Consider the following 17,884-nt stretch of genomic DNA (forward strand, 5'->3'; position numbering starts at 1 on the left):
GGTGTGTACGACCGCAGACTGTCCCGCAGCCTCGAGCCTCAGGGCGCGCGCCTGCTGTATTGCGCCGGCCGTCTCGCCGAGACCTTGCGTGGGCTGGAACTGCCCGACGAGCGGATCGCATTGACCGCTGCCATTCCGGAAGTGGATGGCCCCAGCTCGTGCTGGGATGCAGTGCAGGCCATTGGCGCACAACCGGCAGATCTGTTGGCGCAATTCTTTGCCCACACACCGCCGCTGCATGCGCTGATGATGCTCAACAGCAGCGTCATGGCCCACGCGGCTGAGGCCTTGCGTTGCAAGGGGCCCATGGGCGGTTTTTGCTCCCAGGGCAATGCGGGGCTGGATGCTTTGATGGAGGCCGCTGCCCATCTGAGCGAAGGCCGTGCCGATGCTGCCGTGGTCGTCAGCAGCAGTCCGAACATCACCCCCGCGTTGTACTTGCGTGACGCTACTCACCCACCTGTGAACCCCGGTTCGTGGGTTTTCGGCGAAGGTGCTGCGGCACTGTTGCTGACGACCAACCCGGGCAGCGGTGGTCAATCTGCGTTGCGTATTGCCGGGTTTGCCCGGGGTTACAGCGCGCAACCTGAGCGTGGACTGGCGGTTGGTCGCGACGTCATCGAGCGTGCTTTGAGCAACGAAAAACTGTGCCTCAGCGATGTCGGGCAAGTCGTCGCCGATGCACAGGATCCGCAGATTGCCGCGTTGTTTAGCCTATCGGGGCACACCCTCGAACACTCCAAGGCGTTGCTAGGTGACTTGGGCGCCAGCGCCTTGCTCAGCGAAATTGCTGTGACCTGGGCACTGGATTGCAGCCGTTACACGCTGTTGCTCGAACATAGCCGAGGCGGGCATTGGGGCGCGGTGCTGCTGGCCAGAACGTCGTCGGACACCCAGACAATGGAGAATTACCCATGAGCCCCACACGGATCGTGATCACGGGCATGGGCGCCGTCACCGGCTTCGGTTTCGAGTGGCAGTCCATGTGGCAAAGAATGTTGGCCGGCGAGCATTGCATTCGGTCATGGCAACCGGAAGGCGTCGAAGCGGGTGCGTTCCCCGTGCGTTACGCAGCGCCCGTGGATATGGGCTTGATGCCGGCACACTTGAAAAACCATCCGGCCTGGGGATTGTCGCTGGAAAAACGCACCCGCTTGGGTTGGGTCGCGGCCACCCAAGCCATTGCCGATAGTGGTCTGAGCCCCGAACAGTTGCGTGGCGCGGCGGTATTGTCAGCGTCCGGCGCACCTGCTCATCGTTTGCAGGACATGCTGCTCAGCCTGGCGGATAACCCGGCGCAGGCGCCGTCCTGGGCTCAATTGATGGCGCGACAGGCGCAGGTCGATCCTGACAGTTCACTGTGTCAGAGCAACGACCGCCTTGCGCGGGTGATTGCCGATGGCATCGGCAGTGAAGGCCCGGTGATCAATATCAGCAGCGCCTGCGCGGGAGCGTCCCAGGCCATCGGCAATGCATTCCAGATGATCCGTCGCGGCGAGGTCGAGCTGGCCATTGCCGGGGGCGCCGATTCGGTGCTGAGCCTGGACACCATGACCGCGCTGTATCTGCTCGGCGCCGCCAGCAGCGAACAGCGTTGGGGCACCGAACTGTGTCGGCCGTTCGACCGCCATCGCAGTGGCTTGATTGCGGGTGAAGGCGGTGGTTTTGTCGTGCTCGAAACCCTCGAACGGGCGCTCGCCCGAGGGGCCACGCCGTACGCCGAAGTGCTGGGTTTCGGCAGCAGCCTGGATGCCTACAAAATCACCGCCCCCGACCCGCAGGGCCGTGGCGCGGTGCTGGCGATGCAGGCGGCCCTGACGGATGCCGGGCTGGCGCCACAACAGGTCGATCTGATCAATGCCCACGGTACCTCGACACCCCTCAACGATGCCGCCGAAACCCTGGCGATCAAGACCCTGTTCGCCGAGCGCGAACATTATCGGCGGTTGCTGGTGACGGCCAACAAATCCCAGTTCGGCCACCTGATTGCGGCCGCCGGAGCACCGGAGTTCATGCTCACGGCCCTGGCCTGCCGGGATGATCGGGTCACGCCGACCCTGAACCTGCAGGATGCCGACGAACAATGCGACCTCGACTACTGCGCCCATCAAGCGGTCAAGCGCAAGGTTGACGTTGCCCTGAGCAACTCCTTCGGTTTCGGCGGCCTCAACACTTCACTGGCGCTGGGCAAGTACCGGGAGGCGCCGCGATGAAACAGGCGGTCGCGATTGCCGGTGCGGGTTGCGTGTTGCCCAGCGGTTGGGGTGTCGAGCCTTTCTGGGCGGCCGCAACCGAAGGGCGCAGTGCAATTACGGCGCTGAACGCCCGACGGTTCAGCAGCGAACGCGTGGTGGCGTTCGGGCAAATTCAGGATCAGGACCACCAACGCAGCCGACAAGACCTTGCGCAAAGCCTTCAGCGTTACTGCACGCCGGCAGTGATCTGGGGTGTCAGCGCGGTACGTCAGGCGTTGGAAGAAGCCGGCCTGGCCGATGAGCCGCCGGATGTCCGTTTCGGTTTGTATTGCTGTCAGGGCGGCTACACCCATCCGTCTCTGGAATCCTATGCCGAGTTGTTGCACGGCTGTCGGCAGGACGGCGTCGCCGACATGGCGGCGTTCGCCAAACGGATCCTGCAAGACCGTGCCCAGGACCCTTTTCTGGTGCTCAAAGGCTTGAGCAACTGCTTGCTGGGTGTCACCAGCCTGGCGCTGAAACTGGTGGGCGAGTGCAACGCCTATATGCAAGGTGTCGCCGGCAACCTGGCAGCCTTGCGAGAGGCTACGGCCGCTTTGCAGGCTGGCCGAATTGACGCGGCAATCGTTGTCGGTGCGGGCAGCGAGCTGGATGCCCTGGCGCTGTCCGGGTTGGTCCAGGCGGGTGTCATCAGCGCCAACGGCTCGAACACGCTGCTGCCGTTTGACCTTCGGGGCACCGGCGGCATTGCCGGGGAGGGCGCGGCAGCGTTGGTGCTGCGCCGGCGCGAAGACCTGCCGGCGGGTCCTCAGGCGTGCCTCGCCGACATGACGGCCCATGCGTCCCTCGGTCGCTTGAGCCTGCCCGACAGCCCAACCGATGTGTTGGTGTGCAGCGGCACCGGCGATGCGCACAAAGACCGCGTGTTGTGCCAGACGCTGGCCCTTGCGCGCGCCTCGCACATCACGAGCGGGTTGGCGATCAACGGCATTCTCAGCGCGGCGCCGAGCCTGGTGGATCTGATGCTTGCGCGTTGCGCATTGCAGGCCCAAAGCGTGCCGCCGATTGCCGGTTTGCAGCAGCCAGTGGCGAACCTGCCGTTCATTCAGGGCGCGCCCCACGCCGCGAGCCTTGCGAATTGCCTGGTGCTGAACCGCGACGACAACGGATTCAGCGCCGCCTATCAAGTGCTCTACAGCGCAAAGGCCACTCAGGACTGCCGCTGACTACCGCCTCTTTTTTACTTTCAAGGGATATGACTGTCATGGATTATCGCGATTTCGTTCGGCCCAAATTCGTCGGCCTGCTCCAGGCACTGGGCCTTGAGTGTCAATTTGAGCGCGCCCTCGGTAGCCAGTTGTTCTACCGCAACCCCAAGGGCGACATGGTCACGGTCACCGACTTTCTCGGCGGTTACGGTGCGGCACTGTTCGGCCACAACGACCCACAGTTTGTCGATCAGCTATGTGCGCTGCTGCGCAGCGACGTGCCGTTTAACGCACAAATGTCGATCCGCGGTGCGGCCGGGCAATTGGGGCGAGCGCTCAGCGACGCCTTCAATCGCGAACTGAAGAACACCGAACGTTATATTTCGACTTTCTCCAACAGCGGCGCGGAGGCGGTGGAGATCGCCGTCAAGCACGCGGAGTTCCGTCGCCAGAAGAGCCTGCAAAAGCAGTTCGACGACATCGATTTCACCCTGGCCAGCCTGACCGCCAGCGAACACGCTTACCGCGAACTGGATGTGGCCGACCTCGACCTGCCTGCAGGTGTCCTGCCGGCCACACTGAACAGCGTGACCTTGCGTCAGGTGGTTGAAGCCGTTCGCCAACACAACCTGGCGCAGTTGCACATCGAACCGGTATTTGTCGCCCTGCGCGGCAGCTTCCACGGCAAATTGGTCAATACCGTGCAACTGACCTATGGCCGTCAGTACCGCGCGCCGTTTGCCCGTTTTGGGCTGAACGTCGAGTTCATCGACCCACAGCAGCCCCATCAGTTGCAGGAGTTGCCGGCCCGGCACACGCACCATTGGTTGAGCCTGCAATGGGACGGCGAACACCTGCACGTGCTGCAATTGCCGTTCAGTGCGATTACCGCCGTGTTGATGGAACCGATTCAGGGCGAAGGCGGTATCAACGAGTTCGCGGCCGAGTTCTATCTGGGGCTGCGCAAGCTGTGTAACGAGCAACAATGCCCGCTGGTGGTCGATGAAGTGCAGTCGGGTTTTGGTCGCGCCGGGACGTTTCTTGCCAGCAGCCAGTTCAACCTGCAAGGCGACTACTACTGCCTGTCCAAGGCACTCGGCGGCGGCTTGATGAAAATCGCCGCGACGGTGATCCGCAGCAGCCACTACGAAGGCGAATTCAGCTACATCCACAGCTCGACCTTCGCCGAGGACGACCCGTCCTGCCATATCGCGCTGTCGGCATTGCGCCGGTTGTTCGCCAATGACGACGCGATGCTCAAAGACATACGCACCAAGGGCGCCTACCTCAAAGCCTCGCTCAATGAACTGAAGATGGCCTATCCGGATGTGATCGCCGATGTGCGCGGGCGTGGCTTGCTGGTGGGTCTGGAATTGCACGACTTGAGTGTCAGCAGTTCGCTGGTACAGGCGTCGGCCCAGTACAACGATGCGTTGGGTTACTTGATCGCCGGTTACCTGTTGCAATTCGAAGCGTTGCGGGTAGCACCTTCGGGCAGCAACTCCAACGTGATTCGCCTGGAGCCGCCAGCCTGTATCACCCTGGGCGAAATCGACGGGCTGATCGCTGCCCTGCAACGGGTCTGCGACATGCTGCGCCGTGGCGATGCGTTGCCGTTGGCGGCGGGTATCTGCGCGGACTCGATGCCCACCGTGCCAGCCCGTCAGGACGATTTTCGGGTGACCGAGCCCGTTGAAAACAGGGATGCCAAGGTCGAAGTCGTCGCTCGGGTAGCGTTCATCAACCACCTGATCGATGCCGATATCCTCGGTGACGTCGATCCCTCGCTGGCAGCCCTGAGCCCGGAACAAAAACGCACGTTCATCAATCGCACCAAGCCTGAACGCCGCGCTGTGCCAGTCGGCCCGGTGATCATTCGGTCGCGCCTCGGCATGGCGGTGGAGTTCACGTTATACCCGCTGTGCATGGATTCGGATGCCATGGCCGAGTACATCCGCAGCGGTGACCTGGACAGCATTCGCGAAGAAGTCGGCAGGCGTGTCACCGATGCCCGCGCCGATGGCTGCAGCATCGCCGGCCTCGGGATGTACACCTCGATCGTCACCAACAATTGTCAGGCGCTGAAGATTGCCGACATGGCGCTGACGTCCGGCAACGCCCTGACCATCGGCATGGGGCTCGAAGCCATCGAGCAAGGCTGTGTACAGCAAGGTCTGGCACTGCGCGAGCAAACCGCTGCCGTTGTCGGTGCCGCCGGTAACGTTGCGTCGACCTATGCCTCGGTGCTGTCCGCCACCGTCGATCACCTGATTCTGATTGGCAGCGGTCGTGACGGCTCGGTTCGGCGCCTGGAGAAAACCGCGCAACAGATTTACGCCGACGCGGCCCGTTCGATCCTCAAAGGCACGGCCGAACACGACCGGTTGGCCCAGCGACTGCTGACCCTTGATGGTTTTCGTGGTTTGTTGCACTCACATGGCCAAAAAGCCGACCTCGGTTTGCACATCGCCCGCCTGGTGGATGAGCGCCTTGGCGCGAACGCCTTCATCACGGTCACCAACGATCTCGACGCCATCAAGGGCGCACGGATTGTCCTGTGCGCTGCCAATGCGCCTCAGCCGTTCCTCGGTGCCGAACATTTCGCCGAGCGCAGCGTGATTTGCGATATCGCCGTGCCGCTGAACGTCCATCAAGACCTGCCGAGCCAACGCGAAGACGTGCTCTACATGCACGGCGGCATCGTCCAGACGCCGTTCGACGATGGCCTGGCGCCCAACGTGCGGGCCTATCTGAAAAAAGGTCAGCTGTATGCGTGCATGGCCGAGTCGGTGTTGATGGGCTTGTCTGGCATGAGCCAGCACGGCTCCTACGGCGATATCAGCCGTGAGCAAGTGCAGCAGGTCCGCGCACTGGCCGCGACCCACGGTTTCACCCTCGCGCAATTCAAAACTCAAAACTCACTGTAAGGAGCGGTCATGACTCAGAAAATAGCTGTCGTGACCGGCGGCAGTCGCGGCATTGGCAAGTCCATCGTGCTGGCCCTGGCCGGCGCGGGTTATCAGGTTGCCTTCAGTTATGTCCGTGACGAGGCGTCAGCCGCTGCCTTGCAGGCGCAGGTCGAAGGGCTCGGCCGGGACTGCCTGGCCGTGCAGTGTGATGTCAAGGATGCGCCGAGCATTCAGGCGTTTTTTGAACGGGTCGAGCAACGTTTCGAGCGTATCGACTTGTTGGTCAACAACGCCGGTATTACCCGTGACGGTTTGCTCGCCACGCAATCGTTGAACGACATCACCGAGGTCATCCAGACCAACCTGGTCGGCACGTTGTTGTGCTGTCAGCAGGTGCTGCCCTGCATGATGCGCCAACGCAGCGGGTGCATCGTCAACCTCAGTTCGGTGGCCGCGCAAAAGCCCGGCAAGGGCCAGAGCAACTACGCCGCCGCCAAAGGCGGTGTAGAAGCATTGACACGCGCACTGGCGGTGGAGTTGGCGCCGCGCAACATCCGGGTCAACGCGGTGGCGCCCGGCATCGTCAGCACCGACATGAGCCAAGCCCTGGTCGGCGCCCATGAGCAGGAAATCCAGTCGCGGCTGTTGATCAAACGGTTCGCCCGCCCTGAAGAAATTGCCGACGCGGTGCTGTATCTGGCCGAGCGCGGCCTGTACGTCACGGGCGAAGTCTTGTCCGTCAACGGCGGATTGAAAATGCCATGAGCCAGTTACGCACGATTGTGATTACCGGCGCGGCCAATGGTATTGGCCGCGCCGTCGCGGAAAGTTTTGCAGCCCAGGCCGAGCACCTTTTGATCTTGCTTGATCGGGATCTGGCAACCTTGCAGAGCTGGGTCACCGAGGGCGAATTTGCCGCTCGCATCGAAACCCATCAAGCGGACATCGCCGATCTCGCCAGCCTGCAACTTCTGTTCAAGGGCCTGGCCAACCGGGTCGGCTTTGTCGATGTGCTGGTCAACAGCGCCGGGGTCTGCGACGAGAACGAACCCGAAGACCTCGACAACTGGCACAAGGTGATTTCGATCAACCTCAACGGCACCTTTTACGTCACCTCGTTGTGCCTGCCACTGATGGCGGAGGGTGGGCGGATCGTCAACATGTCGTCGATCCTCGGCCGAGCGGGCAAGGTTCGCAACACCGCTTACTGCGCATCCAAGCACGGCATCATCGGCATGACCAAAGCCTTGGCGCTGGACCTGGCGCCACGGCGAATCACCGTCAATGCCATCCTGCCCGCCTGGATCGACACACCGATGCTGCAAGGCGAATTGGCGGCTCAAGCGCGCATCGCCGGGATCACCCACGAGCAGATCCTGCGCAATGCCAAGAAGAAGTTGCCCCTACGGCGCTTCATTCAGGGCGACGAAGTGGCGGCCATGGTTCGTTATCTGGCGAGCCCGCAGGCGAGTGGTGTCACGGCGCAAAGCCTGATGATCGACGGCGGTGCCGGGTTGGGAATGTAGCCATGGCTCGACTGGGATTGAACCGCGGCCTTTTGGCCGCGCTGGTCAGCCTCGGCCCGCCAGCGGCGATCGCCGAGTGGTTGCCGGAGCATCATGAAGCGGAGATCGGCGTTGCCACGGCCGTGCGTTTGCACGGTGACGACCGGGTCACGCAAAAGGCCGTGTACCTCAAGTTCAGCCTGGAGGATGCCTGGGACAGCGGCTACTACAAGGCCAAGGGCCGAGCCCGTTACGACTTCCGTTATGACGGCAACAACCCATACAGCGCGCAAGCCCGGGACGATTACCGGGCGACTGCCGATTGGCGGCACCTTTACTGGGGGCTCTACGTCGGTGACGGCGAGCTGACGGTGGGCTGGCAGCAGGTGGTGTGGGGGCGTGCAGATGAATTACGGGTGCTCGATCAGATCAACCCGCTGGATTATCGCGAGGGTGTGATCGGTCTGTTGGAAGACAGCCGCATCGCCGTGCCGATGATTCGCCTGGTGCAGCCGGTCGCCGAGTGGGAGCTGGAAGCGCTGGTGATCACTGATTTCGTGAAGAACCAGGCGCCGGCCGTCGGCAGCGAGTTCGATGCACCGATCTTTGCCACACCTGATCCGCAGATGTTTGTGGTCGATTCGCGGCCCGGGTATGACGGTCACAGTGGCTTCGGTTACGGCGCCAGTGCCAACGGCCGGATCGGCACGGTGGATGTCAGCTTCGTTGCCCTCAACGCCCGCCAACAGGACCCGGTTTACGCCGTCGAAGGCCAGACCGAAGAGGGCCTGATTCGCCTCGAGCGGCAATTCCCGCGCTATTCCATGGGCGGGCGCCGGTGTGGCCATCGATGCCGGGCACAGCATCGTGGTACGCAGTGAAGTCGCCTACTTCGACAATTGGCGCGTCACTAATCCTTACCGCGCTTACGGCAGCGACCAGACGGCGATGACCAAGTCGCTGCTGGGCGTCGATTACCTCTTGCGGGACTGGCTGATCTCGACGCAGTGGCAACATCAGCGGCTGCTCGACTGGCAGCCCGGCATGGTCCAGGACAAACGCGACGACCTGTTCACCGTGTCTGCCGAAGGCTCGCAGTTCCAGGATCGCCTCAAGACCCGTCTGGTATTCGGCATGTCGCCGCCAGCGCAGGACGACAGTTTCGTTCAGGGGATCTTCACCTACAAACCGGTGGACTGGCTCAAGTTGGGGCTCGAAGTCGATGTGTTCTTCGGCAAGCCCGACCGCCAGTTCGGTGCGTACGACAACCGCGACCAGGTGCGCTTGTCCGCCGGTTATCTGTTCTGACCACACCGGTGCGGTGTGCGAACCACTCAAACAATGAAAAGGAAATCGCCATGTTGCCCATCTTCAAGACCCTGACTGTAAGCGCACTGCTGCTGAGCGCCGCTGCCGCCATGGCAGCTGAAACACGCACGGCCGACGACATCATTCGCCAGGCCCGGGACCGCGACGACGGCAAGAGCTTCATGTCTCAGGTGTCCCTGATCCTGATCGACAAGCAAGGTAACAGCCGCATCCGCGAGTTCAGCTACCTGCAAAAGGATTACCCGGACAGCGACAAATTCACCATGTATTTCTCCGCGCCGAGTGATGTGCGTGACGTCGCCTTCCACATCGAAAACCCGCGCGAGGCCCTGGGCCTCGAAGACAGCCAATGGATGTATTTGCCGGTCAGCCGACAGACCCGAAGGATTTCCACCACCGACAAACGCGGGGCGTTCATGGGTAGCGACTACTCCTATGCCGACCTCGACAAGATTCGCGCCGAAGACTATCGCCAAACGCTGGTTGGCGAAGAGCAGTTGCAGGGCCGCGATTGCTACGTGATCGAGCGTGAGCCGGCGACGCCTGCCGTGCTGGCCAAGACCGGCTACAACAAGCTCAAGGTCTGGGTTGACAAGAAGAACTCGCTGGTGCTGCGCCAGGACTTCTTCGATGTAAAAGGTGTGATGTTCAAGCAGATGCGCACCCTGAAGACTGAAACCATCGACCAGATCGACAGCATTACCTTCAGCGAAACCGAGGACTTCATCGCCGGTACGCGCTCTCAGCTGCGCTTCAACCAGTTGCAGTACAACGTCGCGCTGGACGACCGCCTGTTCACGCAGACCGCGATCAAGCGCGGGCTGAAAGCCGGCGACTTGCCGGAATACGCCGTGTCTGCCCGCTAAGCGCCGCTCTCGATTCATCTGGAACCCTCATTCATGGAAAGATACCTGAACTTCGTCGAGCGCTATGCGCGGGCAATTGTGTTCGTGTTGGTGGCGATCACCGCCTACTTCACCTACACCCTCGGCGCGCTGATGTCGGACACCAATCCGTATCTGCTCAAGGACACTCACCCGGCGCGCAAGACGATCATTGATCTGCAGCGCGAGTTCACCGGCACGTATGACTCGGTCATGGTGGCGCTGAACAACCCCGAGAGTGTCTTCAACACCACGTCGCTGAACGCCCAGTTCGAGCTGTCCCAGGCCATACGCCAGTTGATGCTGGCGAACGATGAGGACCGTGTCGAACTGCAGCGCATCGTCGGCCTCCACAGTGACGACCCTGATGCCCAGGGTTTGCTGGTGCAGATCCTCGCCGAGGGTTTTTCGCAGAACGATTACGCTGCCGCCAAAGCGCTGCGCGACCATGGGATTGCCCGGCACTGGGACAGCCATGACCTGCAGTTTTTGAGCTTTCTTGCCGAGCGGCTCAACCCGATCCAGGAAATGGCCTCGATGGCTGACCTGGAAAACATCAGCTTGAGTGCCGATGGCGAGTTATGGATCCACAAGACCCTGCACGCCCTGGATATGGACCCGATCAAGGTCGAAGCGCAGATCATGGGCAACGAGCAGATGGTCGGTGGCGTCGTCTCGGCGGACAAGAAAGTCGCCATGGTCGTCGCCGAACTGGGCACCAAACAGGACGACGCTCAGGCCCAGTTGCGTGCTTATCACCAGGTCCGCGAGATCATCGCGAAGTACCAGGCCGCCCACCCGGAGTTCACCGATGAGGTGTTCATCGCCGGCATGCCGATCTTCATTGCGGCCCAGCAGGAAATCATCGATCACGACCTGGCGATGCTGTTCCCGATCGTGTTCCTGCTGGTGACCTCTCTGCTGGTTTTCTTCTTTCGCAAACCACTGGGCGTGGTGCTGCCGCTGTTCAATATCCTGTTCTGCACCATCTGGACCCTTGGCCTGATGGCGCTGTTGCGTGTGCCCATGGACTTGCTCACCAGTGTCTTGCCGGTGTTCCTGTTCACCATCTGTTGTGCCGACGCGATCCATGTCATGGCCGAGTATTACGAACAGCTCAATTCGGGTAAGTCTTTCCGCGAAGCCAACCGGGAAACCCAGCGCCTGATGGTCACGCCCGTAGTTTTGACAACGGTCACGACTATTGCGACGTTCCTGATTTCCACCACCAACAACATTGTCAGCATCCGCAACTTTGGCGTGTTCATGTCCATCGGCCTGACGGCGGCGCTGATCATCTCGTTGCTACTGATTCCGGCGTGGATTTCGATCTGGGGCAAAGATGCCGTCCCGCGCAAAGTGCAACTGAAAGAGTCGCTGATCTCCCACTATCTGGTGGTGTTCTGTGCCTGGCTGATTCGCTGGCGCAAGCCGGTATTGCTGGTGACCCTGCCGTTGTTGGCGATGATGACGGTGTTCACGTTCAAGGTGGATATCGAAGACTCGGGCATTGCCTACTTCAAGAAGGACAGCCCGGTGCGGATGTCCGACGCGTTCATCAACCGGGCTGGAGTCGCCGGTACATCGCCGGGCTGGATCGCTTTCGACACCAAGACTCCGCGTGGCGCGCTGACCACTGAAACCGTGCAGTTCCTCGACCGTCTGGACCAGTTCATCAAGGCCCAGCCGAACGTGAGTTACACCTATTCGGTGGCGACCTACATCAAGCGCATGAACCTCGTGCTTAACGACATGAACCCTGCTTTCCTGCGGGTGCCGCAGGCGGTGGAGCAGGTGACGGTGGTCGATGATGACGGGAAACCGGAGACCTTCGATGTCGATGGCAACTCGCTCATCGAACAACACATCATGATGTTCGAGAACGGTGGCGGGACTGACTTGCAGAACGTGCTCAATGCCGATTACTCGAAGGCAGTGACGCTGTTCACCATGACCTCCTCTGTGGCGGGCGATTACCAGGCGATGCTCGATAAACTGGACGCCTGGCTGGTCATCAACAAACCGGCCAACCTGCAGGTCACCCATGCCGGTACGCCGTACATATGGACCGGGGTGTTGCAGGAAATCACCCAGGGTCAGGTGCTGAGCTTCTCGCTGGCGTTGCTGGCCGTGACCTTGATGATGATGTTCTGGCTCAAGTCAGTACGCCTGGGCATCCTCGGCATGCTGACGTTGCTGACCACGTCGGTGACGGTTTACGGCAGCATGTACCTGTTGGATATCGAGTTGAACATCGGTACCACACTGGTGACGTTCCTGGTGGTGGGCGTCGTGGATTACGCCGTTCACCTGCTGTCACGGATCAAGATGCTGGTGCAGAAGGGCATCGAGATCGACGAGGCCATCCTGGCGGCCATGCAGGGCGTCGGGCGCTCGACGGTGGTCAACGTCGTGATCTTCTCGATGGGCTTCGTCGCGCTGCTGTTCTCCGCCTACAAACCCGTCATTGACCTGGGTGTATTGGTGATACTGGCGCTGTCATCCAGCGGCTTCATGACCATTTTGTTGGTCACGCTGATTTCGCCGTGGTTCTTTGCCTCGATTGTGCCGCAGCCAGCCGTGCAAGAGGGCGAGCAGCCGGGGGGTGGGGCTGTGCCAGGCTAAATCGCCGGGGCGCCTGCGTGCTGAAAACGGCACGGGGCGCCATGGCCGGTCAGGGGCGGCGGAGCGGATTCAGCGGGCCTTTTCCAGGTGTTCGAACTGGCATTGCATCTGAGCATCTTTGAGGCTCAGCTCAAACTCAACCAAGCCGTCATGCACTTGCTGCAAGGCCTGGATCTGCCCCATCAATTCCTGCTTTTTGTTATCGATGGCCTGCATGGCCAGATCCCAGGGCAGCTCCTGGCCGCGATGATCCTGCAGAATGGCCTGCATTTCCTTGAGCTTGAAGCCGAGTTGCTGAGCGCATTTGATGAAGGTCAGCAGCTCTACGCTTTGCTGGCTGTAGATGCGGTACTTGCCTTCGCGTTGCGGGGGTGGCAACAGGCCGATTTCTTCGTAATGTCGAATGCTTTTGACGGTGGTGCCCGACAGCTGGGCAGCTTTGCCGATGTACATGAAAATCCCTTTTTATGACGCATCAGAAGCGAAAAGATGTCGCGTGCTCGTACAGGCGCGCGACATCTTTGCACAAGCGTCAGTGTGTGGGAAGCCAAGTTGGACGAGGTGTCACAGCAGGGAGGCCCGGCTGGGCAGCGCAGGGGCACGGCCCGACCGGGGCCGATCAGCGGCTGGCGACTGCCTGGACTTGTTTGAGCCAGGCTTCACGCTGTTCCGGCTTGGAGCCCAATACCGGACCGAAGGTCAGGGTTTTCAGGGGTTTTATGCCGCAGAACTCCAGGGTGGTCTTGCGCATCTGGTGCAGGCCCGGCATGCGATACACCCACCGGTAGTACCACGGCGGCGTGTCCATGGTCACCAAAAGGTGAGCCGTGCGGCCCTTGAGCAGCTTATCCGGGAAGGGCGAGCCCTTGCGGTACTTGAAGGCAAAGCCGGGCAGAAACACGCGGTCGAAGAACCCCTTGAGCAACGCCGGAATGCCGCCCCACCAGATCGGGTACACCAATGTCAGGTGTTCGGCCCAGGTAATGTCGTTCTGTGCGTTGATCAAGTCGGGCTCAAGCAACTGGATCTGGTTATAGCCATCGTGCAAGACCGGATCGAAATCCAGGGTGTCCAGGCGCAGCAGGCGCACCTCATGGCCTGCTTGCGTGGCAGCCTCGACATAACGTTCGGACACAGCGCCGCAAAAGCTGTCGTTCGAAGGGTGGCCGAGGATTACGAGCATGCGTTTGCGCTTCATGACAAACTCCAGGTAATGAAGTGCCAAGGGTAAAGTCTGCCCCTTACGGTAGAGTCAAGCCTTGCCGGTTAGCGGTAGAGACAAACAGTCCAGCAGCGCTCGGGTGGAGCCCGGCAAACCGTCGAATGAGCGGGCGCAGAAACGCAATGTGCGTTGAGCCCGCACTCGCACCTGCAAGCGCCAACCGGATTGAAGGGCTTGCGCCTCCAGATAGACGGCGAGGGCACTGTTGGCGTTGAGGGCGACATAAGCGTGGCTGAGGGTGTCGTTGAACGTCAGGGGGGGGCGAGCCCTGTCAAGGCATTATCGACCGGCATCACCAACATTAACGGGTCGCGATCGCGCAGGGGGCATGCCGACCTACAGCCAAAGCGTCTATGAAGCCTTACCGGCGCGAGATGAGCCGGCCGCACAGGTTCCGTTGAGGGTGTGCGTTTAGAGGCCTCGTACCTCATACCGGTCGTGCAGACCGTTTTTATTGGTTCTTCACGGATTGCCGGGCAAGTCATTCAAGGCCAGATTTGAGGCCAGAATGGGATAGACCCCAGTTCGGTTTTTCGATGGAGCAGGATCGTAGATGAGATGAGCATTTGGCTTCCGGCAGGTTCAGGAGGTCACCATGGCTCTTTCGGAAATAGCGATGGGCATACTCGAACAGAGGGTCGAGTGCGTGCGGCTGTTGCTGGATCAGGTGGGCCCGGCTCAATGGTATTCATAGCGTGAAAGCGCCTGCCAGGCGTTTGCGCACAACCCTCTACGTTGTCACCGCTCGATCTTGCCGCGTGAACAGTGTTTTCAAAGTTATAGCCGGCACCTGTCAAAACTCGCAGTGTGAATCGTGCTTGCCAGCGAGAAAGCGATGTCAGCCCGGCGCAGCCCGTTTGCCAGCGTGGCATCACTGACTGAACATGTCGTGACTCTGATTGGAGAGCACGCTCATGCATGAAGCTCCAGTGACCTTGATCACGGGTACACGCAAAGGCCTCGGCAAGTTTTTGGTCGAGCATTATGTCGCCCGCGGCCATCAGGTAGTTGGCTGCAGTCGAAGTGACATCGACTGGGAACTGCCTGGCTACCGGCACTTCGTCGCTGACGTCATTGACGAGGCGACGGCCAAAACGATCTTTTCGCATAGACGTGGTGACTATGGACGGCTAGATAACTTGATCAACAATGCCGGTATCGACAGTATGAACCACACGATGTTGACACCGCTGGCAACCGTGGAACAGATTCTCGATATCAACGTGGTCGGCAGCTTTCAATTCGGGGAGTTATCGCGGTTGCCATAAGCATGACGGCGGCCGCTTTTTTTAAAGGAGACGTTTTGATACCTATGGATAGACCAATAAGACTGGTGGTATTGGGCGCGTCGGGGCGCATGGGTCAGAGACTGGTGCGAAGCTTGCTTCATGCCCAAGGTGCGTGCCTGCATGCTGCGGTGGTACGGCCTGGTTCCAGCTTGGTTGGCAAGGACTGCGCTGAAGTGGTGGGGAGTGACCCGACTGGGGTGCATTTCACTGACGATATGTTGCGATCGCTCGACGGGGCTGATGGCGTGCTTGATTTCACCCAGCCCGAAGTCACGTTGCAATGTTTGGAGTACACCTCGGCCCGAGGGTTGGTTCACATTATTGGTACGACTGGTTTCAACCCCGAGCAGGAAGCGGCGATTGCTGGCAGCCAAGGGGCGCGCATTGTCAAATCTGGCAACATGAGCGTAGGGGTGCAGTTGCTCAGTGTCCTCGCTGAAATTGCCGGTCGAGTGCTACCTGCGGAGGATTGGGATGCTGAGGTGCTGGAAATGCATCACCGTCATAAGGTAGATGCACCGTCCGGCACGGCGTTGATGATGGGGGAAGCGGTCGCCAAGGGCCGGCAGGTGGACCTAGGCAGCCAGGCGGTGCGCGTGCGGGATGGGCTGACCGGCCCGCGTGAAGTGGGCACCATTGGTTTCGCCACCCTTCGGGGGGGCTCAGTGGTGGGGGATCACTCACTCATCTTTGCGGGCGAAGGAGAAATATTTACCCTCAGCCACCAGGCACTAGATCGGCAGGTATTCACCCGAGGGGCGCTGCGGGCGGCACGCTGGGCTTGGCATCAGCCTGCCGGGGTATATTCCATGCAGGCGGTGCTTGGCTTGGCAGTGAATTGAACGTGAGTGCGATGCGGGCTAGTGGTGCTCTAGTCGCATGGATTGGTCCAGCGCTTGCAAGAGTGTCTGGTCGATCTCGTCCAGATCCTTGCAGATGAACCGCACACCCGATGCCTGCATCTGCTGTTTCTGGTACAGGGTTGCGGGTTTGCCGATAAAGCCACAACCGAGCGTTTTGCTCACTTGGGCGACCCGGTTCAGGTCATCGATGAACACCAGCTCGCCGGCACCGGTAGCTGTTTGACGGTGGATTTCAGCCATGCCCGGGCGTGCGTGGCCCATGTCGATGTAAGGCAGGTCGGCATCGAAGTACTCACTTACCGGCGCCAGGTAGCGGTCGAAGATCGCTGCCTTGGTGCTTCCCCCATATGCAGTGATACGAGCGCCTGTTTCTTTGAGCCGGGCGAGCAAGGCAACGGCTCCCGGTGCCAGCTGTACAGGGTGGCGTGCGGCGTACTGGGCTTGCTCTGCGAGGAAGGCATCTATGGTTTCCATGGCTGTCCAGGGCAGGTTGCAGGCCAGCGCCATGATGTGCCCCCCGGCCATATGCGGCGAGCCTAGTATCTGGCGTTCTAGATCGGCCGTGTAGTGGCCGCCATGGCGTTCGACGAAGGTACGAATTGGAGTGCTATAGACATCGCTCAGCAATACACCATTGGTGTCTATCGCGAAATGGCGAATTTTTTCGAGCTTGTTCATTCTGGATTCCATCTCAAATGGGCGCATAGCCGACGAGAAGCAGCGCGGGCTGCTTCTCAACGCGGGGGATTAGGTGTTTTGCGTCGCGGCTTGGCGAAGGCGGAACGTGCTGGGGTCATAGTCGTGGAGGCTGGCGAAAGGCAGCGCTTCGGCTGTGAACAAATGGTCCAGGCGATCACGGTAGGCTTGTAGGTAGTCCGCACGAACCTCGGCGGAGACACTTGCTGGTTGCCAGCAGATGAAGGGTTCGAGCACATCGAAGCCGGTCAGACGCAGTACACCGTGCTGAATGGGAAACAGCAGCGTATTGATGTTGCCGTTGATGCCGTCATGGCCGTACATCGAGGCGCCACCCCCGGTGGTAAGCGAAACCATGGCTTTCTTGCCGGCGAACTTGCCGTTGTCATACCAGGCCCCGGCGCCATAGACCGCACCGTAAGCCAGCACGCGATCTACCCAGCCCTTCAGAATTGCAGGCATCGAGAACCACCAAAGTGGGAACTGCAGAATCAGCGCGTCGCAAGCAAAGAGCTTGTCGATCTCTGCTTGAATGTCCGGGGCAAAGCCTGAGTTTTCGGTAGCGTGCGCCTCCTCGACCTGTTGCTTGAAATAGTCAGGGTCGGCACAGGTTGTGAAGTTGCCACGCCCGGACAGTGCCTGCCAGTTCATCGCGTAGAGGTCTGAAACCGTGACTTCATGACCTTGCTGAGTGAGGTGACTGCGGGCTTGGGCTGTGAGTGCAGCGTTGAAGCTCTTGGCTTCAGGGTGGGCATGGACGATGTGTACTTTCATGTGTGTTCCCGGGAGTCGTTCGCTGATGGAAGTAAACGAACGGTGCATACTCAGCCCATCTCATGCAGGGCAGGCTCACGCCGTTCGCCCGCAAACTCTGGCCAAACGGGGGCATTTCGGCTAGCTGCGAACTATCTCAGGTAGGGGGGCGCCCAGCGGTGCGTCAGTGGGTTTCTGCGCCGGATCGTGCACCCCATGCAGGGTGATGACTTCGCCAGCTTCGTTGCGCCATTGAGCCTCGATCTTGGCTTTTTTGGCTTTGAGTGAGAGACAGACCCGGCACGTCGCCATCGGCGTACTTACCTGTAATGGGCATGGTCCGAATCCGTATCTCAAGGATGCACTGACACGCTTGCCGATACAGCGGGCAAGTCAGATTGCCGAG

14 protein-coding genes and 2 pseudogenes are annotated in these 17,884 nt (G+C 60.5%); 11 read left to right on the plus strand and 5 right to left on the minus strand.

The features are described 5' to 3' along the window. The first annotated feature begins 3 nt into the window (after positions 1-3). From ACZ889_RS15590 to ACZ889_RS15630, 9 genes and pseudogenes are all read left to right on the plus strand, one after another. A complete protein-coding gene (locus ACZ889_RS15590; protein WP_100773812.1) occupies positions 4-918 on the plus strand; it encodes a beta-ketoacyl-[acyl-carrier-protein] synthase family protein in 915 nt (304 codons plus the stop codon). Beyond that, positions 915-2,213 carry a beta-ketoacyl-[acyl-carrier-protein] synthase family protein gene (locus tag ACZ889_RS15595; RefSeq protein ID WP_476257535.1) on the plus strand — a complete coding sequence of 433 codons (1,299 nt, stop codon included), beginning with the start codon at positions 915-917 and terminating at the stop codon, positions 2,211-2,213. The genes ACZ889_RS15590 and ACZ889_RS15595 overlap by 4 nt, the downstream gene beginning before the upstream one ends. Then, a complete protein-coding gene (locus ACZ889_RS15600; protein ID WP_476257536.1) occupies positions 2,210-3,421 on the plus strand; it encodes a beta-ketoacyl synthase N-terminal-like domain-containing protein in 1,212 nt (403 codons plus the stop codon). The genes ACZ889_RS15595 and ACZ889_RS15600 overlap by 4 nt, the downstream gene beginning before the upstream one ends. 38 nt (positions 3,422-3,459) lie before the next feature. Next, on the plus strand, positions 3,460-6,330 hold the full coding sequence (locus ACZ889_RS15605; RefSeq protein ID WP_180688231.1) for an aminotransferase class III-fold pyridoxal phosphate-dependent enzyme: 2,871 nt from the start codon (positions 3,460-3,462) through the stop codon (positions 6,328-6,330). 9 nt (positions 6,331-6,339) lie between these two features. Continuing rightward, positions 6,340-7,077 (plus strand): 3-oxoacyl-ACP reductase family protein, encoded by a 738-nt coding sequence (locus ACZ889_RS15610; protein WP_064614744.1) that lies wholly within the window; start codon positions 6,340-6,342, stop codon positions 7,075-7,077. Beyond that, positions 7,074-7,838 carry an SDR family NAD(P)-dependent oxidoreductase gene (locus ACZ889_RS15615; RefSeq protein ID WP_003253958.1) on the plus strand — a complete coding sequence of 255 codons (765 nt, stop codon included), beginning with the start codon at positions 7,074-7,076 and terminating at the stop codon, positions 7,836-7,838. Before ACZ889_RS15610 ends, ACZ889_RS15615 begins: the two co-directional genes overlap by 4 nt. A 2-nt stretch (positions 7,839-7,840) precedes the next feature. Then, positions 7,841-9,125: pseudogene (locus tag ACZ889_RS15620) on the plus strand (DUF1302 family protein). 50 nt (positions 9,126-9,175) lie between these two features. Then, complete coding sequence (locus tag ACZ889_RS15625) at positions 9,176-10,012, plus strand: outer membrane lipoprotein-sorting protein (RefSeq protein ID WP_003253956.1); 837 nt, start codon at positions 9,176-9,178, stop codon at positions 10,010-10,012. Between the two features lie 33 nt (positions 10,013-10,045). Then, on the plus strand, positions 10,046-12,655 hold the full coding sequence (locus ACZ889_RS15630; RefSeq protein ID WP_476257537.1) for an efflux RND transporter permease subunit: 2,610 nt from the start codon (positions 10,046-10,048) through the stop codon (positions 12,653-12,655). 69 nt (positions 12,656-12,724) lie between these two features. On the opposite strand, the gene ACZ889_RS15635 is transcribed toward ACZ889_RS15630, so the two are convergent. The 3 genes and pseudogenes from ACZ889_RS15635 to ACZ889_RS15645 form a co-directional block, all read right to left on the minus strand. Further along, complete coding sequence (locus ACZ889_RS15635; protein WP_003253954.1) at positions 12,725-13,108, minus strand: MerR family transcriptional regulator; 384 nt, start codon at positions 13,106-13,108, stop codon at positions 12,725-12,727. Positions 13,109-13,274: 166 nt separating this feature from the next. Continuing rightward, positions 13,275-13,853: an NAD(P)H-dependent oxidoreductase gene (locus ACZ889_RS15640; protein WP_003253953.1), complete on the minus strand. Its 579-nt coding sequence runs from the start codon at positions 13,851-13,853 to the stop codon at positions 13,275-13,277. Between the two features lie 54 nt (positions 13,854-13,907). After that, positions 13,908-14,203: pseudogene (locus ACZ889_RS15645) on the minus strand (type 2 periplasmic-binding domain-containing protein); the annotation flags it as partial. A gap of 588 nt (positions 14,204-14,791) precedes the next feature. Between ACZ889_RS15645 and ACZ889_RS15650 the strand changes: the two are divergent. Both ACZ889_RS15650 and dapB read left to right on the plus strand, forming a co-directional pair. Then, positions 14,792-15,145 carry an SDR family oxidoreductase gene (locus ACZ889_RS15650; RefSeq protein ID WP_180688228.1) on the plus strand — a complete coding sequence of 118 codons (354 nt, stop codon included), beginning with the start codon at positions 14,792-14,794 and terminating at the stop codon, positions 15,143-15,145. An 89-nt stretch (positions 15,146-15,234) separates the two neighbouring features. Next, complete coding sequence (dapB, locus tag ACZ889_RS15655; protein ID WP_476258021.1) at positions 15,235-16,008, plus strand: 4-hydroxy-tetrahydrodipicolinate reductase; 774 nt, start codon at positions 15,235-15,237, stop codon at positions 16,006-16,008. A gap of 18 nt (positions 16,009-16,026) precedes the next feature. On the opposite strand, the gene ACZ889_RS15660 is transcribed toward dapB, so the two are convergent. Both ACZ889_RS15660 and ACZ889_RS15665 read right to left on the minus strand, forming a co-directional pair. Further along, positions 16,027-16,707 (minus strand): HAD family hydrolase, encoded by a 681-nt coding sequence (locus ACZ889_RS15660; protein ID WP_227743101.1) that lies wholly within the window; start codon positions 16,705-16,707, stop codon positions 16,027-16,029. Between the two features lie 69 nt (positions 16,708-16,776). Further along, positions 16,777-17,499 (minus strand): NAD(P)H-dependent oxidoreductase, encoded by a 723-nt coding sequence (locus tag ACZ889_RS15665; protein WP_014861577.1) that lies wholly within the window; start codon positions 17,497-17,499, stop codon positions 16,777-16,779. Positions 17,500-17,884: the final 385 nt, after the last annotated feature.

The sequence above is a fragment of the Pseudomonas sp. TE3895 genome (assembly GCF_056278855.1).